Annotated in this window: 17 protein-coding genes; 11 read left to right on the top strand and 6 right to left on the bottom strand. The window is 73.1% G+C overall.

Annotated elements, in window-relative coordinates; genetic code table 11:
• Window positions 1-11: 11 nt before the first annotated feature.
• Both treZ and ACIP84_RS32260 read right to left on the bottom strand, forming a co-directional pair.
• A complete protein-coding gene (gene treZ / locus ACIP84_RS32265; RefSeq protein ID WP_401802716.1) occupies window positions 12-1,763 on the bottom strand; it encodes a malto-oligosyltrehalose trehalohydrolase in 1,752 nt (583 codons plus the stop codon).
• Between the two features lie 61 nt (window positions 1,764-1,824).
• The gene (locus ACIP84_RS32260; protein ID WP_401803003.1) at window positions 1,825-2,742 is read right to left on the bottom strand and encodes a GNAT family N-acetyltransferase; all 918 of its coding nucleotides are present in this window, start codon (window positions 2,740-2,742) and stop codon (window positions 1,825-1,827) included.
• Between the two features lie 285 nt (window positions 2,743-3,027).
• On the opposite strand from ACIP84_RS32260, the gene ACIP84_RS32255 reads away from it, so the two are divergent.
• The 3 genes from ACIP84_RS32255 (at window position 3,028) to ACIP84_RS32245 (ending at window position 5,422) form a co-directional block, all read left to right on the top strand.
• Complete coding sequence (locus ACIP84_RS32255; protein WP_073906713.1) at window positions 3,028-3,576, top strand: DUF1707 and FHA domain-containing protein; 549 nt, start codon at window positions 3,028-3,030, stop codon at window positions 3,574-3,576.
• Between the two features lie 136 nt (window positions 3,577-3,712).
• A complete protein-coding gene (locus tag ACIP84_RS32250) occupies window positions 3,713-4,846 on the top strand; it encodes a cytochrome P450 (RefSeq protein WP_401802713.1) in 1,134 nt (377 codons plus the stop codon).
• 102 nt (window positions 4,847-4,948) lie between these two features.
• Window positions 4,949-5,422, top strand: a complete 474-nt coding sequence (locus ACIP84_RS32245) for a hypothetical protein (protein WP_401802711.1) — start codon at window positions 4,949-4,951, stop codon at window positions 5,420-5,422.
• 68 nt (window positions 5,423-5,490) lie between these two features.
• Here the strand turns inward: ACIP84_RS32245 and treY are convergent, their stop codons facing one another.
• The gene (gene treY, locus ACIP84_RS32240) at window positions 5,491-7,872 is read right to left on the bottom strand and encodes a malto-oligosyltrehalose synthase (protein ID WP_401802708.1); all 2,382 of its coding nucleotides are present in this window, start codon (window positions 7,870-7,872) and stop codon (window positions 5,491-5,493) included.
• Window positions 7,873-7,962: 90 nt separating this feature from the next.
• Here treY and ACIP84_RS32235 point away from each other — a divergent pair, with 90 nt between their 5' ends.
• Window positions 7,963-9,195 (top strand): MFS transporter, encoded by a 1,233-nt coding sequence (locus tag ACIP84_RS32235; protein ID WP_401803000.1) that lies wholly within the window; start codon window positions 7,963-7,965, stop codon window positions 9,193-9,195.
• Here the strand turns inward: ACIP84_RS32235 and glgX are convergent.
• The gene (gene glgX, locus ACIP84_RS32230) at window positions 9,164-11,284 is read right to left on the bottom strand and encodes a glycogen debranching protein GlgX (RefSeq protein WP_401802705.1); all 2,121 of its coding nucleotides are present in this window, start codon (window positions 11,282-11,284) and stop codon (window positions 9,164-9,166) included. The genes ACIP84_RS32235 and glgX overlap by 32 nt on opposite strands.
• 137 nt (window positions 11,285-11,421) lie before the next feature.
• Here glgX and ACIP84_RS32225 point away from each other — a divergent pair, with 137 nt between their 5' ends.
• From ACIP84_RS32225 to ACIP84_RS32210, 4 genes are all read left to right on the top strand, one after another.
• Entirely contained in the window at window positions 11,422-12,279 is an 858-nt protein-coding gene (locus tag ACIP84_RS32225) for a Tat pathway signal sequence domain protein (RefSeq protein WP_401802703.1), read from the top strand.
• 73 nt (window positions 12,280-12,352) lie between these two features.
• Complete coding sequence (locus ACIP84_RS32220; protein ID WP_401802700.1) at window positions 12,353-13,723, top strand: copper amine oxidase; 1,371 nt, start codon at window positions 12,353-12,355, stop codon at window positions 13,721-13,723.
• 110 nt (window positions 13,724-13,833) lie between these two features.
• On the top strand, window positions 13,834-15,117 hold the full coding sequence (locus ACIP84_RS32215) for an SAV2148 family HEPN domain-containing protein (RefSeq protein WP_355959993.1): 1,284 nt from the start codon (window positions 13,834-13,836) through the stop codon (window positions 15,115-15,117).
• Between the two features lie 87 nt (window positions 15,118-15,204).
• Window positions 15,205-15,930, top strand: a complete 726-nt coding sequence (locus ACIP84_RS32210) for a 3'-5' exonuclease (RefSeq protein WP_355959996.1) — start codon at window positions 15,205-15,207, stop codon at window positions 15,928-15,930.
• 16 nt (window positions 15,931-15,946) lie between these two features.
• Here the strand turns inward: ACIP84_RS32210 and ACIP84_RS32205 are convergent, their stop codons facing one another.
• On the bottom strand, window positions 15,947-16,771 hold the full coding sequence (locus ACIP84_RS32205; protein WP_401802697.1) for an alpha/beta fold hydrolase: 825 nt from the start codon (window positions 16,769-16,771) through the stop codon (window positions 15,947-15,949).
• A 47-nt stretch (window positions 16,772-16,818) separates the two neighbouring features.
• Window positions 16,819-17,676, bottom strand: coding sequence for a phosphotransferase (locus tag ACIP84_RS32200; protein WP_401802695.1), 858 nt, complete (start codon window positions 17,674-17,676; stop codon window positions 16,819-16,821).
• Between the two features lie 164 nt (window positions 17,677-17,840).
• Between ACIP84_RS32200 and ACIP84_RS32195 the strand changes: the two genes are divergently transcribed.
• The 3 genes from ACIP84_RS32195 to ACIP84_RS32185 are packed head-to-tail and all read left to right on the top strand — an operon-like array spanning window position 17,841 to window position 20,916.
• Window positions 17,841-18,785 carry a carbohydrate ABC transporter permease gene (locus ACIP84_RS32195; protein WP_401802694.1) on the top strand — a complete coding sequence of 315 codons (945 nt, stop codon included), beginning with the start codon at window positions 17,841-17,843 and terminating at the stop codon, window positions 18,783-18,785.
• Window positions 18,782-19,624 carry a carbohydrate ABC transporter permease gene (locus tag ACIP84_RS32190; RefSeq protein ID WP_401802692.1) on the top strand — a complete coding sequence of 281 codons (843 nt, stop codon included), beginning with the start codon at window positions 18,782-18,784 and terminating at the stop codon, window positions 19,622-19,624. Before ACIP84_RS32195 ends, ACIP84_RS32190 begins: the two co-directional genes overlap by 4 nt.
• Window positions 19,621-20,916: an ABC transporter substrate-binding protein gene (locus tag ACIP84_RS32185; RefSeq protein WP_401802689.1), complete on the top strand. Its 1,296-nt coding sequence runs from the start codon at window positions 19,621-19,623 to the stop codon at window positions 20,914-20,916. The genes ACIP84_RS32190 and ACIP84_RS32185 overlap by 4 nt, the downstream gene beginning before the upstream one ends.
• Window positions 20,917-20,977 lie beyond the last annotated feature (61 nt).

Genomic DNA, 20,977 nt, shown 5'->3' with positions numbered 1-20,977 from the left:
CCGGTCGTCCGTCAGCCGTCCGTCAGGACGACGGCCGACTCGCCGGGGAGCCGCAGGAGCCCGTCCACCGCCGGGGTCTCGACCGGCTCCCACGCCGCCAGGACCTGGTCGCGGCCGTTGGAGCCGAGCGGGATCACCGCCGGCTCCTTGCCCAGGTTGACCGCCACCCGCAGGACCCCGCGCCGGAAGACCAGCCAGCGGGCCTCCTCGTCGAAGGCCACCTTCACGCCCGCCAGGTCCGGGTCCGTCAGGTCGGGCAGGGTGCGGCGCAGCGCGATCAGCTGGCGGTACCAGGCGAGCAGCCGCTTGTGCGGGTCACGCTCGCGCTCGGCCCGGTCGAGGACCGAACGGTCACGGGTGGCCGGCTCCTGCGGGTCGGGGACCTCGTTCTCGTCCCAGCCGTGCTCCGCGAACTCCCGCCGCCTGCCCCGCCGTACGGCCTCGGCGAGCTCCGGGTCGGTGTGGTCGGTGAAGTACTGCCAAGGTGTGGTCGCCCCCCACTCCTCGCCCATGAAGAGCATCGGCACCGAGGGGCCGGTGAGCACGAGGGTCGCCGCGCAGGCCAGCAGACCGGGGGAGAGGGAGGCCGAAAGACGGTCGCCCAGGGCCCGGTTGCCGATCTGGTCGTGGGTCTGCGCGTACCCGAGGAAGCGGTGGGCGGGGGTGCGTTCCCGGTCCACCGGACGTCCGTGACGGCGGCCCCGGAACGCCGAGTACGTGCCGTCGTGGAAGAAGACATGGGTGAGCGTCTTCGCGAGCGCGGCCATCGGAGCGCGCGCGAAGTCCGCGTAGTAGCCCTGGGATTCGCCGGTGAGCGCGGTGTGCAGGGAGTGGTGGAAGTCGTCGTTCCACTGGGCGTGGATCCCGAGGCCGCCGAGTGCGCGCGGGGTGGTCGTGCGCGGGTCGGCGAGATCGGCCTCGGCGATCAGGAAGTGCGGGCGGCCCTGCTCCTTCGCCAGCTCGTCGACGGCCGCCGACAGCTCCTCCAGGAAGGTCAGGGCCCGGGTGTCGGCGAGCGCGTGCACGGCGTCGAGCCGCAGCCCGTCGATCCGGTAGTCCCGCAGCCAGGCGAGCGCGCTGCCCCGGAAGTACGCCCGGACCTCGTCCGAGCCGGGCGCGTCCAGGTTCACCGCGGCGCCCCAGGGCGTGTGGTGGGTCTCCGTGAAGTACGGGCCGAAGAACGGGAGATGGTTGCCGTCGGGACCCAGGTGGTTGTGCACCACGTCCAGGACCACGCCCATGCCGAGCCCGTGCGCCGTGTCCACGAACCGCTTCAGCGCCTCGGGGCCGCCGTACGGCTCGTGCACCGCCCACGGCGCCACCCCGTCGTACCCCCAGCCCCGCACCCCGGGGAACGGACACAGCGGCATCAGCTCCACATGGGTGACACCGAGGCCCGCGAGCTCCCCGAGGCGCGCGGCCGCCGCGTCCAGGGTCCCCTCCGGGGTGAAGGTGCCGAGGTGCAGCTCGTACAGGACGGAGCTGCGGAGCCGCAGCTTCGGGGACTCGTTCCGCCAGACGTACGCGGAGTGGTCGACGACCGCGCTCAGCCCGGCGGGCCCGTCGGGCTGGCGCCGGGAGCGGGGGTCGGGCAGCACCTGCCCTCCGTCGAGCGTGAAGCCGTACCGGTCGCCGTCCTCGGCGGGTACGACACCCGTCCACCAGCCGTCCCGCTCCGCGTCCCGCTCCAGGGGATGCGCGGAGCCGTTCAGCTCCAGCGTCACCCGGTCACGGGCGTTCGGCGCCCACACCTCGAAGAGCACGGAGATCCCCTCGTCGACGGACCAGCCACTGCACGACTGACTACCGCGACCATCCTGGCAGTCAGGACCCCGCCACGCCCGGTGTGTCCCACACGTAGTTGACCGCCCGCTCGAAGGTGACGTAGCCCGCGCGGGCGAACGACGCCGCCATCGGTACGTTGCCCAGGTCCGTCGCCGCCCGGATCCGGGGGACGTCGGCGGCGGCCAGGACGCGCGTGCCCTCCGCCAGGATGTCGTCGATGTAGCCGTGGCCGCGGTGGGCGGGCAGGACGCCGATGTACGCGATCGTGTGGTGGTAGTTGTTCCGCGCGGGGACGACGAAGCCGACCGGCTCGCCGGTCTCCGGCAGCTGGGCCACCTGCCACCACTCCCGTGGCGAGGAGTAGTGCGCGAACTCCTCGTCGTAGTGCAGCTCCGCGGCCTCGCGGGCCGACAGGCCGGAGGCGAGATCGGCCTGGCCGTGCGCGTCGAGCGTGCCCTCCATGACGGGCGTCATCAGCGCGACGAGGTCCTCGCGGTCCCGCACCGGGCGGAACTCCAGACGGCCCTTCGGCTCCGGTACGGGGGTGCCGGGCCGCCACTCCAGGCGCAGCCGCTCGACGAGCGGGCGGGCGCCCGTGGCCACCAGGGCGCCGAAGACGGACTCCAGGAGTGCCCGGGTCTCCGGCACCTCGCGCCAGTCCGCCGGCATGAAGCGGCCGAACTCCGGGCGCCGCGCGCCCTCCGGGATCACGGCGGCCGTGGCGGTCTCCAGGAGCCGCAGACCGATCTCGGCGCGCTCCTCCTCCGGCAGTTCGGGGGCGAGGTCGAAGAAGTCGAGCGCCTGCGGGGCGGCGCCGGCCGAGCCCGCCCACCAGGAGAGCCGGCCGAGGAGCCGGTCGCCGTCGAGGGCGACCCACATCCACGCGGGGACGCGGCGGCCGGTGGCGAGGTCGTCGGCGAGCTCGTGGTCGAGCGAGTAGGCGAGGCGGAGGAACAGGTCGAGTTCCTCGGGTCCGGCGAGCGGACGTATGACGAGGTCGCGCGCGCCGGTGGTGCCGGTCGCGCCGGTGGTGCCGGTGGTGCTCTCGGCGCTGGTGGTGCCGGCGGTGCTGGTCGTGCTGGTGGTGCTCGAAGAAGACGTGGTCACGTCGTGTTTCCCCCTGGGGATCCGTGCTGTGGAGACGGCAGACCGTAACAGCGATCACCGACGAGGGGGTACGGGGTTTCCCCGCCGGGAGGCCCTTCTGGACACTGCGGGCCCGACGGACCGACAATCACAGATGTGACGACCCCTTTCGAGCTTCCGGCGAACACCCCTCGGCTGACCGACGCCGAGCGGGACCGCGCGCTGGTGCTGCTCCGTGAGGGTGCCGCCCAGGGCCGCCTCTCGCACGACACGTTCGTCTACCGGATGGAGCGCGTGCTCCAGGCCCGGCGCCCGGACGAACTCGCCCTGCTCACCGCCGACCTGAGGACCGAGGGCACCTGGACCCGCCGGGTGGTGGGCGCGGTCGAGCGGATGTCCGCGTTCACGGCCAGGCTGGGACGCGCCTGGTCCGCGGAGCGCCTGCCGAAGCTGCTGCTGCCCGTGCCGGGCCCGCACCCCCTGCGCATCGGCCGCGACCCGGTCAACGGCCTCCGCCTCAGCCACGAGACGGCCTCCCGGCTGCACGCGGAACTGTCGATGCAGAGCGGCATGTGGATCCTCCGCGATCTCGGCTCGACGAACGGCACGACGGTCAACGGCCGCCGGGTCATGGGAGCGGTGGTCGTCAGGTCGGGCGACGTGGTCGGCTTCGGCCAGATGTCGTTCCGGCTGTCGCACGGCTGAGGCGCCGGCACACGCTCCGTCCCGTCACCCGTTCGGCGGTATGCGGCGGGCGGCGCGGCGCGGGCGGTGATGGGCTGTGGGGACGCGCGCCACGATCTCCGGCCGCGGCACCCACCGCCGATCGACAGGGGGCGCGATGAGCCACGAGCAGAACCGCGAGCCGGGCCGAGGCATAGGGGACGAGCGGCCGGAGGTGCCGACCGGGGACCCCTGGACCCGGCTGCCGTCCATGGCGCCCGCGACGCCCCCGGTCGGCGGCCGGGCGGGTGAGGGCGTGAGCGCCGTGGTGCCGGGCGGCCTCGCGCCGCTGGCGGCGCCCGTCCGGACCGTGCCCGGCGGCGGGGGCGCGCCCGGGGGCCGGGTCGTCGCGCCGAGTCCCCTCGACCCCGGTGCCTCGCGCGACCCGCACGGCATCCACCGCACCCTGCGCGAGAAGTTCCCGCTCACGTACGACCCGCTGCTGCGGGCCTGGGTGCTCAGCCGGTACGCGGACGTCGCCACCGCCCTCACCGACAGCCGCTTCACGCACGGGCACCGGCCCGGCGACCCGCCGTGCGCGCGGGCCCATGTCGATGTCGACGTGGCGGCCCTCCGGTCGGTCACCGAGAGGACGGCGTACGTCCTGGCCCGCCGGATCGCCGAGCGGCCCCAGGCCGACCTGGTCGCCGACTTCTGCCACTGGCTCCCCGCCGGAACCGTCGCCGCCGCCGTGGGCGTGCCCTACCGCGACATGATGCGGCTCGTACGCGGCCGGGCCGCCGGCGCCCTCGCCGGTGAGTGCGGCGGGCAGATCGCCGTACGGGAGAAGGCCCTCGCCTCCTTCCTCGGCAACGTCCTCGCCGATCCGGACCAGGTCGCCGCCCTGCGCGACGCCCCCGCGGGCCTCGTGGGACGGGCCTGGGCGGAGTCGCTGCGCCGTGACCCGCCCGTGCAGATCGCCGTGCGCCGTACCGCGGCCGAGGTCCCCGTCAGCGCCGGCGTCCTGCCCGCGGGCGCTTCCGTCGCGCTGCTCGTCGGCTCGGCCGGCCGCGACCAGGAGCGGTTCCGCGAGCCCGACCGCTTCGACCCGTTCCGCGACGACCCGGGGCAGCTCACCTACGGCACCGGCTTCTGCCCGGCCGTGATCCTGGCCGGCCTGGAGGCCGAGTACGCCCTGCGGGCCCTGTTCACAGCCATGCCCCGGCTCCGCCTCGCAGACGGCTTCCGGCCGGTGTGGACCGGCCTCATCACCCGGGCGCCGCGGAGTCTGATCGTCCGTCCCGGGGGCTGATCCCGGGGTGGGGGAGGGGCTCCCCCGCCGCTGCTAGGGTGACGTGCGCTCGTCAAGAGCGCCTTTTTCTATACCACTTTCAACGGGGATTCAAACGTGAAGATGCGTCATGTCCGAGCGATCGCCGTCTTCGGCATCGCGGTCGTCGCCCTGACCGGTGCCCGCGGCTCGCACGGCGGCGGCTGCGGCAGCAGCAGCTCCGGCAGTTCGAGCAGCGGCAACCACAACAGCGACAACGACAGCACCTCCGGCGGTTCCCTTCCCGGCGGCTCCAGCAGCGCCGACAAGGCGATCCGCGACGTGACCGTCAACGAGTGCGCCTACGACGCGGCGACCAGGAACCTCGTCGCCCGCGTCACCGTAAAGAACGACGGCGCGCTCGACTACGACTACAGCGTCACCATGAAGTTCAAGGGCGACGCGGCCGGCACCGTGATCCCCGCGAGTGCCACCAAGACCGCCATCCCGGTCGCGGCGGGCGCCTCCGTGAACGCCGAACTCACCACCTCCTACCCCGGAACCGGCGACGGCTCCGAGTACACCAGGTGCGAGGTCTCGCGAGCCTCCCGCTCCTGACCCTCCGAGGGCCCCGGGGGTGGACCCCGGGGCCCTCAGCCCCACAGCGCCCGTCAGCCCGCCGGCCCTCAGTCGTGCAGACGCGCAAGGAGCGCCACCGGCCGCTCCGCGAACAGCTCCGCCAGTTTCAGCTCCGTCGCCGGGCCGCCGATGAACTCCCGGACACCGTCCAGGACGTCGGCCCAGCGCCCCTCCGGGAGGACCAACTCCGTGTCCTGCCAGCCGCCCGCCTCCCAGAGACGCAGCGGCAGCCGGGTGACGGCGGTGATCACCTCGTCGGAGCGGCTGAAGGCCAGGCAGTGGGCGGCCGTCGGGCCCTCGGCCGTCAGCGGCGTGTACGTGTCCCGGGCGCCGAAGGCCGCGGGGCGCTCACGCCGCAGCCGCAGCGCCGCCCGCACCAGGGCCGTGTGGTCGTCGTCCGCGCCGACCGTGAACGGGGCCCGGTTGTCCGGGTCGACCAGGGCCCGGTACTCCCGCTCCGTGTTCTGGTACAGCTCCGGCACCCCCGGCATCGTCAGCTGCGTGAGCAGCGCGCCCAGCGCGTGCGCCCGGATGTGCGGCTCCAGTGCGAAGGCCGCCTCCGAGGCCGCCCGCAGCGGGATCCGGCCGGGCCCGGCCGCCGCGAACTCCTCCACCGCCCGCTCGTACTCCGTGTCGGGCTCCGTCCAGCTGGTCCGAAGCCCCGCCTCCCGTACGGACTTGAGGATCGCCGGGCCGAGCCGGTCGGGGTCGGGGGTGCCGAAGCCGAAAGCGGTCTGCCAGGCCGTCCAGGCCACGTGCGGGTCCGGCGCGGGCACCCCCGCGACCTCCCCGAGGAGGTCCGCCCACACCTGCGGGCACTGCGAGAGGACCGCGATCGCGGCCCGGACGTCGGCACTGCGCTTGGTGTCGTGGGTGGACAGGACGGTGCCGGTGTTCGGCCAGTCCCGCGAGATCCGCAGGCAGTACGCGTGGAACTCGTCCACCGGCACCGCCGGGCGGCCCGCGTCACCGCCCACCTCGTTCGCCGAGAGCAGCGGGGTGTACCGGTAGAAGGCCGTGTCCTCCACGGACTTGGCCCGCAGCGCCGACGAGGTCTGCGCGAACCGGGCTCGGAACGCCCGGTGTTCGGGCCCGTCACCGAGCGCGCCGAGCGCCAGGTCGCGTACGACGTCGACCGCCGCGGCCTCCTCCGGCACCGCGAAGGCCGCCTTCGCGCCGCGCGCCGCCTCCGGGGTCAGCACCGCCTCGCCGCCCGTCCGGTAGGGGCGGTAGACCGGGACCCGGACGAGGAGCTCGCGGACCGCGGTGCGCAGCGCCCAGGGCGCGTGGTCCCGCAGGGCGGGGTCGGCGGCGCAGATCCGCTCCGCGATCCGGGTCAGGACGGCCGTCTCGGCGGCCAGGTCATGGCCGACCACCTCGTACGCGGCGCGCCGCTCCGTCGCCTCCCAACGGCCGCCCCTGTCGCCGGCCCGGCAGACGAACTCGCGGTACAGGTCCGTCAGTTCATGGGCGCCGACCGGATCGGTGAACACCCCGTCGACGTGCCGCAGGGCGTCGTACCCGGTGGTGCCGGCGACCGGCCAGGCGGCGGGCAGGGTCTCCGCACCGGTGAGGATCTTCTCGACCACCGTCCAGCAGCGCCCGCCGGTGGCCCCGGCGAGCTGCTCCAGATAGTCCTGGGGGTCGGCGAGTCCGTCCGGGTGGTCGATCCGCAGCCCCTCGACCACCCCGTCCCGGACCAGCTGCACGATCTTCTCGTGGGTCGCCCCGAACACCTCGGGGTCCTCCACCCGCACCCCGATCAGGTCCGAGATCGTGAAGAAGCGCCGGTAGTTGAGCTCGGTGCGGGCGAGCCGCCACCAGGCGAGCCGGTACCACTGGGCGTCCAGCAGCTCGTCGAGCGGCAGCCCCTCCGTGCCGGGCCGCAGCGGGAAGTCCTGGCCGTCCAGGTGCAGCGATCCGTCCGCGACCCGCAGCCGGTCCCGTACCTCCGGGAGCCGCGCGGGCAGCACCGGGAGCAGCAGCCGGCCGTCCCCGGCGGACCGGTCGATGTCGAACCAGCGGGCGTACGGCGAGGCGGGGCCGTCGCGGAGCACGGCGCGCAGCGCGTGGTTGTGCCGGGCGGAGGCCGCCATGTGGTTGGGCACCAGGTCGACGACGAGGCCGAGCCCGTACGCCCGTGCGGTCGCGGCGAGGGACCGGAGCCCCTCCTCGCCGCCGAGCTCGGCGCGTACGGACCGGTGGTCGGTGACGTCGTACCCGTGGGTCGAGCCGGGGACCGCCTCCAGGACGGGGGAGAGGTGGAGGTGCGAGACCCCGAGGCCCGCGAGGTGCGGCACGGCCCGCTCGGCCGCCCCGAACGGGAACTCCGGCTGGAGCTGCAGCCGGTAGGTGGCGGTGGGGAGCGCGGGCAGCGAGGAGGCGGAACCGGACGGGAGGGAGGTCGGGCCGGACGGGAGGGAGGTCATGCGAACGTACGTACCCCGCGAGAGGGCTTCTGTGTCATCGCCCCATGCACCCGTTCGTGTGCATCGCGTTACGTTCGCCCGATGCTCCGGATGTATCGCGACACCCTCTCCCTGCTCGGCCCCGCGCTGCCGGTCGTCTCCTTCCTCGGCCGGCTGCCCACCGCCATGTGCCAGCTGGGCAGCCTGCTCCTGGTCGCCGAGACGAGCGGCTCCCTCGCCACGGCCGGCCTGGCGGGCGGAGCGCTCGCGGCGGGGCAGACCGTCGGCGGGCCGGTGGTCGGACGGCTCACCGACCGGCACGGCCAGCGCGGGGTCGTCCTCGCTGCCTCCCTCGCCAACGCCGTCGCCGTCACCGCCCTGGTCCTCGCCGCGCTCGCCCACGCCCCCACGGCCTGGCTGATGGTGCTCGGCGGGCTCGCCGGGGCGACCGTCCCCCAGGTCGGACCGCTCGCCCGGACCCGCTCGGTCGCCCTCGTGCGCCGCTCCGGCGCCGACGACAGGACCGTCGGCACGGTGCTCTCCTTCGAGGGCACCCTCGACGAGGTGTCCTTCGTCCTCGGCCCGGCGTTCGTCGGCCTCGCCGCCGCCCTCGCCCACCCGGCGGCCGCACTCCTCCTGGCGGCCCTCCTGCTCGCCGTCTTCGGCACGGCCTTCGCCCTCCACCCGACGGCGCGGGCCACCCTTCCGGAGCCGTCGGCGTCCACCCGTACGGGCGCCGCCGAACGGACGCGGCTGCCGGGATCCGCGTACGCGCTGCGCGGCACGATGGTCCTCCAGGGCGCCATGTTCGGCGCCTCCCAGGCCGGGATCACCGCGCTCACCGAGGAGCTCGGCGCGCCCGCCCAGGCCGGTCTCGTCTACGCGGCCATGGGAGTGATGAGCGCCGCCGTCGGTCTCTTCATGGCGGCCCTACCCGCCCGGATCGGACTGACGACCCGCTGGCGCGCGGCGACCGCGGCGCTGGTCGTCCTCTCCGTGCCGCTGCTGTTCGTCGGCTCCCTCGGCGCCCTGTACGCGGTCGTCGTCGTCCTCGGGGCCGCCTTCGCCCCGCACCTGATCACCGTCTTCGGGCTCACCGAGCGGACCGTGCCGACCGCCCGGCTCGCCGAGTCCATGGCCTTCCTCACCAGCGGGATCGTGGCCGGCCAGGCCCTCGCCCTGGCCGGCTCGGGCCGGCTCGCCGAAGGCCACGGCGCCCCCGCCGCCTTCGCGGTGGCGGTGGGGGCGGCCGTGGCCTGCGCGCTGCTGTCCTGGACGGTACGGGCGGCGGTGCCCGGTCCCGTACGGGAACTCAGGCCGGCCGGCGCAGAACGGTCAGGCTGAGCGGCGCGAGGGTCACCCGCTCGCCGCCCACGAGCTCCGGGCCCTCTTGCGGCGGCATCCCCTCCGGATCGGAGGTGTCCACCACCGTGCGCCAGCGGGTCCCGTGGCTGTCGGGAACCGCGAACTCCAGCTCCTTCGACGAGGCGTTGAACATCAGCAGGAACGAGTCGTCGGCGATCCGCTCGCCCTGGGTGCCCGGCTCCGAGATGGCGTTGCCGTTGAGGAAGACGGTCAGCGCCTGGGCGTGCGCCGCCTGCCAGTCGCGGGAGGTCATCTCCTCGCCCTCGGGCGTGAACCAGGCGATGTCGGTGAGCTCGTCGTGGGTGCCCTCCACCGGCCGCCCGTGGAAGAAGCGGCGACGCCGGAAGACCGGATGGTCCCGGCGCAGCCGCACCATCGCCCGGGTGAAGCGGAGCAGCGTGGCCTCCGCATCGCTGTTCTCCTTCGGCCAGCGCACCCAGGACACCTCGTTGTCCTGGCAGTACGCGTTGTTGTTGCCGCCCTGGGTGCGTCCGAACTCGTCGCCGTGACTGAGCATCGGCACGCCCTGCGACAGCATGAGGGTGGCGAGGAAGTTGCGGCTCTGGCGGGCGCGCAGCTCGGCGATCCCGACGTCCTCGCTCTCGCCCTCGGCGCCGCAGTTCCAGGAGCGGTTGTAGCTCTCGCCGTCCCGGTTGCCCTCGCCGTTCGCCTCGTTGTGCTTGTCGTTGTACGAGACGAGGTCCCGCAGGGTGAAACCGTCGTGACAGGTCACGAAGTTCACGGAGGCGAGCGGCCGCCGCCCGTCGTCCTGGTAGAGGTCGGAGGAGCCGGTCAGCCGGGAGGCGAACTCGGCGAGGGTGCGCGGCTCGCCCCTCCACAGGTCCCGTACGCAGTCCCGGTACTTGCCGTTCCACTCGGTCCACAGCGGCGGGAAGTTGCCCACCTGGTAGCCGCCCTCGCCGACGTCCCAGGGCTCGGCGATCAGCTTCACCTGGCTGACCACCGGGTCCTGCTGCACCAGGTCGAAGAACGAGGACAGCCGGTCCACCTCGTGGAACTGGCGGGCCAGGGTGGCCGCCAGGTCGAAGCGGAATCCGTCCACGTGCATCTCGGTCACCCAGTACCGCAGGCTGTCCATGATGAGCTGGAGCACGTGTGGGGAGCGCATGAGCAGCGAGTTCCCCGTGCCGGTGGTGTCCATGTAGTAGCGGGGGTCGTCGGCGAGCCGGTAGTACGAGGGGTTGTCCAGGCCCCGCATGGAGAGCGTCGGGCCGAGGTGGTTGCCCTCGGCGGTGTGGTTGTAGACCACGTCGAGGATGACCTCGATGCCCGCCTGGTGCAGCGCCCGTACCGCCGACTTGAACTCCAGGACCTGCTGGCCCCGGTCGCCCCAGGACGCGTAGGCGTTGTGCGGGGCGAAGAAGCCGATCGTGTTGTAGCCCCAGTAGTTGGAGAGCCCCGCGTCGACCAGCCGGTGGTCGTTCACGAACTGGTGGACGGGCATCAGTTCGAGGGCGGTGACGCCCAGCTCCTTCAGGTGCCCGATCACCGAAGGGTGCGCGAGACCCGCGTACGTCCCGCGCAGCTCCTCCGGCAGGTCCGGATGGAGCATCGTCAGGCCCTTCACATGGGCCTCGTAGATCACCGTGTGGTGGTACTCGGTGCGCGGCCGCCGGTCGTCGCCCCAGTCGAAGTACGGGTTGACCACGACCGAGGTCATCGTGTGCGGACCCGAGTCCAGGTCGTTGCGCGCGTCCGGCTTCCCGAAGGGATAGCCGTACACCGCCTCGCCCCAGTTCACCTGCCCCGACACCGCGCGCGCGTAGGGGTCGAGGAGCAGCTTCGCCGCGTTGCAGCGGAGCCCGCGCTCCGGGGCGTACGGGCCGTGCACCCGGAACCCGTACCGCTGACCGGGCATCACACCCGGCAGATAGGCATGCCGCACGAACGCGTCGGTCTCGCGCAGTTCCACCGCCGTCTCCGAGCCGTCGTCGTGGAGCAGACACAGCTCGATCCTGTGGGCGGCCTCCGAGAAGACCGCGAAGTTGGTTCCCGCTCCGTCATAGGTGGCGCCCAGTGGGTACGCCTGTCCCGGCCAGACCTGCATGGATACGACTCTTCCTCTTCTGTCCGGGTTTTATAGCTGTTCTTCGGCCGAATCCTGCCCGAAAGAGGCGCAACCTCCTAGGACTTCGCCCCGTCCTACCGGGTGACCGCAGTCCGGAGGGGGAATGAGGGGGAAGTGTGTACGAAATAGCGCGCCGCCACCTGGGGAAGGTGGTGGCCGGAGCGGCCATGGCGGTGACGGGAACCGCCGTCGCGGTCGCGATCAGCCTGCCGGGGGTTTCCGGGGCGGAGTCTCCGCCCCGGGCGGCGGGCGACAGCACGCTCGCCGGTACGGCCGGTGGGGCCGGAGCGAGCGCGGAGGCGGACGGCGCCGGCGCGGCGGAGTCGGGAGCCGGCGCGCAGGCGCAGGGCACCGCGCCCCCGCCGGCGACGGTGGCCCCCGCGGCGGCCGAGGGGGAGAAGGGCGTGGGCAGCGACCCGCTCACCGACGACGAGCTCGCCCGGGCCGAGACGCTCGCGCTGACCCCGTCCGGGGCCGCCGCCCAGCAGAACGTCGAGGGCGGCCGGGGACCCCAGCACCTGGGCACCGGCCTCGCCGACCCGCTGCCGGGGGACGGCACGCGCCGCGCCGAGGTCCGCTTCTACGACTACGGGCGGGACGAGCTCATCACCCGGACCGTCAACCTCACCACCGGGAAGGTCGAGAGGTCCGCCGCACAGCGCGGGGTCCAGCCCTCCGCCCACCCCGAGGAGCTGCGCGAGGCCCTGGAGCTGATCCTCGCGAGCCCCCTCGGCAAGGGCGTCAAGGAGGACTACAAGGACGCCACAGGCAAGGAGCTCACCTCCACCGGCCAGTTGTGGTTCAACGGCGACCTCTACCGCACCTACCGCGAGGCGAACGTGCCCGCACCGCTGACCCGTTGCGGCGAGCACCGCTGCGTACGGCTCGTCACCAAGGTCCTCAACGGGGCCTGGATCGACACCCGCGACCTGATCGTCGACCTCTCCGCGAGGACCGTCACCCGCGTCGGCTGACCACCGCCGCCGGTCCTCTCCCGTCGCCCCTCGCGGGCGGCGGGCCGATCTCCGTACGAGGGAGTACGTTCCCATGTCCACCCCGCACAGCCCGTCCACCCGGCGCAAGCGGCGCACGCGCGGCGCCGTCCTGACCGCGGCCGTCCTGCTCGGCACCGCGACCGCCGCCACCGGTCCGGCGACCGGGGCCACCGCGGCCCCCGCGCCGGCCCCGACGCGCACCCCCGCGGTGCCGCCGCCGTCCCCGACGCGTCCGCCCGTCACGCCCGAGGCCGACTGCTCCAACGCCTACCGCATCACCCAGAAGCTCGACGGCGGCACCACCTGGCGCATGTGCTGGCGCTACGACACCGACGCCGGGCTCACGCTCGACAAGGTGACCTACCAGCCGCCCGGCGCGGCCGCCCCCATCAAGGTCCTCACCAGCGCCCGGCTCGCCCAGATCCACGTGCCCTACGACGACGGGGTCGCCGAGTACGACGACCTCACCGGCGCCGGCTTCGGCTGGGGCCTGCAGAACCTCAAGCCGGCCGAGTGCCCCGGCGGCACCCTCACCACGGTCAAGGTGCCCGAGGTCGGCCAGATCAAGGGCCTGTGCACCACCACGCGGGCGCGCGGCCACGCCTACCGCATGGCCAGCGACAACGGCGGCAAGGTGTACCAGGCGCAGGCCAAGGACCTGCTCGTCTACACGGTGAACAAGGTCGGCTGGTACGAGTACATTTCCGAATGGCGTTTCTCCGCCGACGGCACCATCGGCGCCAACGTCGGTGCCACCGGCAGCCTCTCGCCCGTCGACTACAACGCCACCGACGGCCGCGGCTGGCCCATCGGCAAGGGCTCCCGCGCCTACGCCACCAGCCACGCCCACAACGTCTTCTGGAAGCTGGACTTCGGCCTCGACGGCTCCACCAAGGACCGGATCGAGCAGTTCGACTCCACCGTCACCGCCCCCGCGCCGGGCGGCGGCGGACCGACCGTGAAGACCAGGCGCACCGCCGTCACCAAGGAGCTCGCCGGCGACGCCGCGAACATGCGCTGGTGGCGGGTGGTCAGCGGCACCGGCAAGAACGCCGACGGCCACGCCCGCTCGTACGAGATCGTCCCCGGCCACACCGACACCCACGCCGGGCGCGGCTTCACCAAGCACGACGTGTACTTCACGCAGGCACGCGCCTGCGAGAAGTTCGCGAGCAACAACATCGGCGGCTGCGCGCCCAACGCCGGTGACAGCGTGGACAAATGGGTCAACGGCGAGACGCTGACCAAGCCGTCGGTCTGGGTCAACATCGGGTTCCACCACATCGCCCGGGACGAGGACCAGCAGCCCATGCCGGTGCACTGGCAGGGCTTCCAGCTCGCCCCCAGGGACGTAACCGCTATGAATCCGCTCACTCCGCCCGATCTCGCCTCCGAGAACGGGCAGCCCGATCTGGGGAGTTGAGGAAGGAGCCTGACGATCCTGCTGCACCGCCTCCCGCTCGCGGAGTACCCTTCCTTGATCGTTGTCGGACCAGTCGACACGGGCGTCCAGGAGCAGAAGGCGGTGCGCGGGTGAGCTCGGGAGGTCTGGAGCTGCCCCCAGGGGATCCGGGTCAGGAGAAGGGTCCCGCCGGCCCCGCCGAGGCCCCGCCGGGCGCGGTCGCGCCGCCGGGCGCCGTGCCGCCCGGCACGGTCACCGTGGCCCGGCCCGTGGAGATAGGGGCCGAGCTCGACTGGGACGCCGAGGCCTGGAGCGAGGTCCGCACCCGCGCCCAGCGCGCCGGACGGGCCTACATCTGGCTGAACCTCGTGGAGCAGCGGCTCCGGGCCGTGGTCGCCGCCGTCCTGCGGCCCGTGTACGAGCCCGTGCACGGCGAGGAGTGGGTGGTGGCCGCGGCGGGCCCGGCGGGCCAGGAGTGGGTGCAGCGGGCTGTCGCCGTGCGCGAGGTGTCGCGCCGCAAGGGCTATCTGCTCGACCCGGCCGACGACAACGTCCTCAGCTTCCTCACGCTGCCGCAGCTGCGCGAGCTGATGGTGCAGCACTGGCCGTGCTTCGAGCCCTACTTCGACGACCGGCGGGAGGTCGAGCTCGCCCTCGACGAGCTGGAGGTCACGCGCAACGTGGTCTCCCGGAACCGGGCGCTCTCGCTGACCGTCCTCGCCCAGTCGGAACGGGCCTCGGCCCGCATCCTGGAGATCCTCGGCAGCGGCGCCGGGGTGCCCTCCGCCGACCGGCTGCCCGTGGACGCGGTCGAGGACCTCGTCGGGGACCGGTACGCGGACGTGGTCTCCGTCCACCCCGACCGGGTCCGGCTCCAGCGGCAGCTGCCGGCCGAGGACCTCTTCGGCGGGGCCCGTCGCCTCGACGCCACCGGCATAGGTCTCAATCTGCTCGTGCAGAACTTCTCGGGGCGCCGCATGGTCCGGCTCGCCGAGTCCGGCTGCCGGACCCGGCTCCTCTTCCTCAACCCCGCGAGCAGCGCGGTGAAGCGCCGCGAGCGCGAACTGGGCCTCAAGAAGGGTGAGCTGAGCCGCTCGGTGGAGATGAACATCCTCCACATGCGCCGGGTCCGCTCCAAGCTCCGCGACCCGGGCGCCTTCCAGATCCACGTCTTCGACGAGACGCCCCGCTTCACCGCCTATCTGGTGGACGGCGACGGACCGGACGGGGTCGGCGTCGTGCAGTCCTATCTCCGCCGGGCCCGGGGCATGGAGGCGCCGGTGCTCGTCCTGCGCGGCGGCGGGCGGAACGTGGTGCGGCACGGACAGGGCCTCCGTGACGGCGATCACGGACTTTTCGAGACGTACCGGGAGGAATTCGAGTCCGTCTGGCTCGACTCCCGGCCCGTCTCCTGACCCTTCGACGGGGGAGGCGGGGGGCGTTGTCAGTGGTGCGTGCGAGGGTGGTCAGCACCACGGGGGAGATCACGTAAGGAGGACCCGATGGCTTGGCACGGCGAGACGCTGGTCGGCTTCGACCTGGAGACGACCGGCACCGAACCGCTGGAGGCCCGCATCGTGACGGCCTCGATCATCGAGGTCGACGGCGGGGGACACGTCGCACACCGGCGGGACTGGCTCGCCGACCCGGGCATCCGCATCCCCGAACAGGCCTCCGCGATCCACGGCATCAGCACCGAGCGGGCGGCGGCCGAGGGCCGGCCGGTGCGCGAGGTCGCCGACGAGATCGCGAAGACCCTCGCCGAGTACTGGGAGGACGGCGTCCCGGTCGTGGCGTACAACGCCTCCTTCGACCTGACGCTGCTCTCCGCCGAGCTGCGCCGGCACGGACTGCCCTCGCTCAGCGAGCGCCTCGGCGGCGCCCCCATCGGACCCGTCGTCGACCCGTACACCATCGACCGGGCCGTCGACCGCTACCGGCGCGGCAAGCGGAACCTGGAAGCGGTCTGCGGGGAGTACGGGGTGGTGCTCGAAGCCGCCCACCAGGCCGCCGCCGACGCGCTCGCCGCCGTCCGGGTCGCCGTCGCGATAGCCGAGCGGCACCGCCAGGTCGCCGAGCTGGACCCGGCCGAACTCCATGAGCGTCAGATCGGCTGGTACCGCGCCTGGGCCGAGAACTTCCAGGAGTTCCTGCGCCGCAAGGGCGACGCGGAGGCGGTCGTCGACTCCACGTGGCCCCTGCGCGAGGCGGTCGCGGCGGCAGTGTAGGGGCCGCGCCCGTCGGCTAGGAGTTCTCCTTCAGGAAGGAGAGCAGCAGTTCGTTCACCTTCTCCGGCCGGTCCAGCGGGAACCAGTGGCCCGCGTCCTCCACGCGCTCGTAGCGCCAGGGACCGGAGACGTGCTCGCCGGTGTCCACCATCTGCCGCTCGTCGAGGAAGCGGTCGCCGGTGGACCAGACGCCCATGGCCGGGACGGACAGCGGGGGAAGCACCGGAGGCTCGCCCAGCTGGGTCTCGATGGACAACCCCGACCGGTAGATCTGGAGGGCGGCGGTCAGCCCGCCCGGAGCGCGCAGGGGTTCCAGGACGGCCTCCGCCTCCGCGTGGTCGTCCAGCATCTCGCGCAGCCGCGCGAAGTCGTCGCGGGAGAGCCACTCCTCGGCGAGTCCCTCGTGCTGGAACACCGACAGGTGCCACAGACGCTGCCGCTGCTCCCAGCCCGCGGCGAGGATCACCGAGAGGTCGCCCACCGACATGAGCGTCGCGCTCGCCACCCGGTCGGGCACGACCTGCGCGAGACCCTGCGCGAGTCCCGAGCCCCAGTCGTGGCCGACCACGTGGAACCGGTCCACCTCCAGCCGGGCCAGCAGCTCCAGGAGATCGCCGACGTGCTTGGCCGGGTGGTACGCCTCAGGACCGCCCTCCGGACGGTCCGAGGCGCCGAAGCCCCGCAGCGTCGGGGCGACCGTCCTGAACCCGGCCGCGTTGAGCGCCGGGATCTGATGACGCCACAGACGGTGGCTGTCGGGGAAGCCGTGCACGAGCAGCACGGCCGGCCCCTCGCCGCTCACCTCGACGTCGAGCGCCACCTCGGTCAGCTTCACGCGCATCCCAACACCCCGTCCTCGTCACCCGGTTCGGTCAGGACCACATGATGTCAGAACGGGTACCAGCGGACTTCGGGGTCGCCGTCCCGCAGCGACGCCACCCGCCGTTCGAATTCGGCCAGGGCCTTCGGGTTCGTCGGCGCGTGCTGCGCCACCCACGCGCAGCTCGCGGTCTCCCGCGCCCCGCGCAGCACCGCACACCCCTCCCACTGCCGCACGTCCCAGCCGTACGCCTCGGTGAAGGCCTCGTACGCGGCCGGGTCCAGGCCGTACCGGTCCCGGGAGAGCGCGAGCACCACGAGGTCGTGCTCGCGCAGATCCGACGAGAAGGTCTCCAGGTCCACCAGAACCGGGCCGTCGGGGCCGACATGGACGTTACGGGGGAGCGCGTCGCCGTGGATCGGGCCCGGCGTGAGGTGCGGGGTCAGCGCGGCCGCCGCCGGGGCGAAGGCATCGCGCCGCTCCCGCAGGAAGGCCGCGTCCGCCGGGTCGATCGCGTCGCCCGCGAGCCGCAGCCACCGCTCGACCCCGCCGAGCAGCTCACGGCGCGGCAGCGTGAACGCCGCCGGTTCCGGTAGCGCGTGGATGCGCCGGAGCAGCGGCGCCAGATCACGGGGCTCCGCGGGCCGTACGGCCTCGGGCAGCCGGTGCCAGAAGGTGAGCGGGTGCCCCTCGACCAACCGCGGCTTCTCCTCGGCGGCCCGCACCGCCGGGATCTCCGCGTCGGCCAGCCAGGCGGCCAGCGCCAGTTCCCGCTCCGCCCGCTCGAACACCTCGGCGTCCCGGCCCACCTTCACGGCGAGATCGCCCACGGCGAAGACCGCGTTCTCCCCGAGGGCCAGCAACCGCGCCTCCGCGACCGGCACCCCCGCCGCGGCCAGGATCTCCCGCGCCCGCGCCTCGTCCATCGACCTCTCCCTACCTGTGTGATTGAGCCAAAGTCTCCCATCCACGCAGCTCACCGCGCAGATCGACTTGACCGCCCCCCGGGCCGTCAGCACCATGGCGGGGTTCCCACGGCGGTGCGGGTCCCCGGTCGGAGCCCGGGAGAAGGCGGACGGGGGTCGAATCGGTGAGCTCGCTGACCGCGACGAAGCGGCCGGGCCGGACGCGCACACCGCGCGCCGCCCACGGGACACGCCCGCGCGGCCCCGACTTCGGCGCCTGGTTCCTGGTCCTCCCGGCGCTGCTGCCGATCCTGGTCCTCAGCGTCGGCCCGCTGCTCTACGGCATCGCGCTCGCCTTCACGGACGCCCAGTCCGGCCGCACCCGGGCCACCGGCTGGGTGGGCACGCTCAACTTCCAGGACCTGCTGCACGACACCCTCTTCTGGGACTCGTTCCGCATCGGCGTGGTCTGGGCCGTCGGGGTCACCGTCCCGCAGTTCCTGCTCGCCCTCGGCCTCGCCCTCCTGCTCGACCAGAAGCTCCGCTTCCGCTGGCTGGCGCGGGCCCTCGCGATCATTCCCTGGGCGATGCCCGAGGTCGTCGTCGGCATCATGTGGAGGCTCGTCTACAACCCCGACGCCGGCATCCTCAACGAGACGATCCGGAACCTGGGCCTCGGCGAAGGCCGCGACTGGCTCTCCGGCCTCGCCACCGCGCTCCCCGCCGTCGTCCTCGTCGGCGTCTGGGCCGGGATGCCGCAGACCACCGTCGCCCTGCTCGCCGGACTCCAGAACACCCCGCACGAACTCCACGAGGCCGCCGCCCTCGACGGCGCCGGAGCCTGGCGCCGCTTCCGCGTCGTCACCTGGCCCGCGCTCAGACCGGTCGCCCTCGCCATCACCGCCCTCAACCTGATCTGGAACTTCAACTCCTTCGCCCTGGTCTATGTGCTGACCAGCGGCGGACCGGGCGGACGAACCCGGCTCCCCATGCTCTTCGCCTACGAAGAGGCCTTCCGCTACGGCCAGTTCGGCTACGCCGCCGCGATGGGCTGCGTGATGATCGCCGCCGTCTCGGTGCTCATCGCCCTCTCCCTCGTACGACGGCTGAAAGGGGACCAGGACCGGTGAGCGCCCTCCGGACGAGCAGACCCGCGCGATTCGGCCAGTACGCGGCCCTCCTCGCGTATCTGGTCTTCCTCGCCTTCCCCTTCCTCTGGCTGGTCTCCACCGCCTTCAAGCCCGCCCCCGAGCTCGCCTCGCTGCACCCCACCTGGATCCCGAAGGACCCCACGCTCGCCAACTTCCGGCAGGCCTTCGACGAGCAGCCGCTGCTCAGGGCCGCCGGGAACAGCCTGGTCGCCGCGGTCGCCGCCGCCGTGATCGCGGTGGCCCTCGCGACCCCGCTCGCCTATGTGACGGCCCGCCACCGGGGCAGGCTCGCCTCGGCCGCGACCGGCTGGGTGGTGATCAGCCAGGCGTTCCCGTTCGTCCTCGTGATCATCCCGCTCTTCCTGATCCTCAAGAACCTGCACCTCGTGAACAGCGTGCTCGGCCTCGTCCTGGTCTACGTGGTCTGGTCGCTGCCCTTCGCCCTCTGGATGCTGATGGGGTACGTGCGGGCCGTCCCCGCCGAACTGGAGGAGGCCGCCGCCGTCGACGGCGCGGGCCGGCTCCGTACCCTCGTCTCCGTCACCGCCCCGCTGCTCGCCCCCGGCATCGTCGCCACCGCTCTCTTCGCCTTCGTCACCGCGTGGAACGAGTTCTTCTTCGCGCTCGTCCTGCTCAAGACCCCGGAGAAGCAGACCCTGCCGGTGGTCCTCACCCACTTCCTCGGCGCCGAGGGCGTCGCCGACCTCGGCCCGCTGGCCGCCGCGGCCTTCCTCGCCACCCTGCCCTCCCTCGTCGTCTTCGGCCTCCTCCAGCGACGGATCACCGGCGGGACGCTCGCCGGGGCGGTGAAGTCATGAGACGACGGCTCCTCACCCTCACCGCCGCGCTCGCCCTGCTCGTCACCGGCTGCACGGCGGGGAACGACGCTCCCGAGGACGGGGTCGTACGGCTCCGCTTCCAGTCCCTCGCCTGGCAGAAGGAGTCCGTCGACGCCAACCGGCAGCTGGTGGAGGAGTGGAACGCCACCCACCCCGACGTCCAGATCGACTACGTCCAGGGCAGCTGGGACTCCGTCCACGACCAGCTCCTCACCTCCTTCGAGGGCGGCGAGGCGCCCGACATCATCCACGACGCCTCCGACGACCTCGCCGACTTCGCCTACGGCGGCGACCTCGCCGACCTCCGCCCGCTGCTGCCCGAACGGCTGCGCGCCGACATCCCCGCCCGCAGCTGGGAGACCACCACCTTCGGCGAGGGGATCTACGGCGTGCCGTTCCTCCAGGAACCGCGCGTGATCATCGCCAACCGGAAGATCCTCGAATCCTCCGGCGTCCGCCTCCCCACCCCGGAACATCCCTGGACCTGGACCGAGTTCCGACAGATCACCCGGGACCTCACCCGCACCATGGGCTCCGGCCGGTACGCCGTCGCCTGGCCGCTCAAGGAGCCCGTCTCCGTCAGCCTCAACCTGGGCCTCTCGGCCGGCGGACAGCTCTTCCACCGGGAGGCCGACGGCCGGGTGACCATCCGCTTCACCGAGGCCGACGCCGTCGTCCCCGGCACGATCCACGACCAGGTCGTCACCGACCGCACCTCCCCGCGCACCACGCTCGGCAGCGGAGGCTCCGACACCCTCCCCGGTTTCTTCGCCGGCAAGTACGCCATGGTGCCGCTGGGCTTCGCCTACCGGCAGCAGATCGCCCAACAGGCCCCGAAGGGCTTCGAGTGGACGGTCCTGCCCGCCCCCGCCGGAGACGCCGGTCCCACCCAGGGCGTCTCCCCGCAGACCCTGTCGATCGCCGAGGACAGTCCGTACAAGAAGGAGGCGGCCGCGTTCCTCGACTTCTTCCTGCGCCCGGAGAACATGGTGCGGCTCGCGCGCGGCGACTGGATGCTGCCCACCGGCACGACCGCGCTCGCCGACCCCTCGCTGCACACCGCCCGGGACGGCTGGGCGACGGGCGCCGCGGTGGCCGAACGGCTGCGGCCCGCGCCCGCGCAGTCGGTGCGCGGCTACCCGGAGTGGAAGGACAAGGTGGCGACGCCCGCCTTCCAGGAGTACTACAGCGGCGCCATCGACGGCGCAGAGCTCCGCAGGCGTCTGGTCACGGACGGCAATCGGGTGCTCGCCCGCTATCAGCGCAAATGACGCGTTCACCAGGGGTTCGCCATTACGAAACTTTGTTGAATAAGTCACAGATGGGTGAAGG

It is taken from the genome of Streptomyces sp. NPDC088707 (genome assembly GCF_044752725.1).
Classification (GTDB): Bacteria; Actinomycetota; Actinomycetes; order Streptomycetales; family Streptomycetaceae; genus Streptomyces.
Note: the sequence above shows the minus strand (reverse complement) of the source record. Positions and strands in the feature narration are given on the sequence as shown.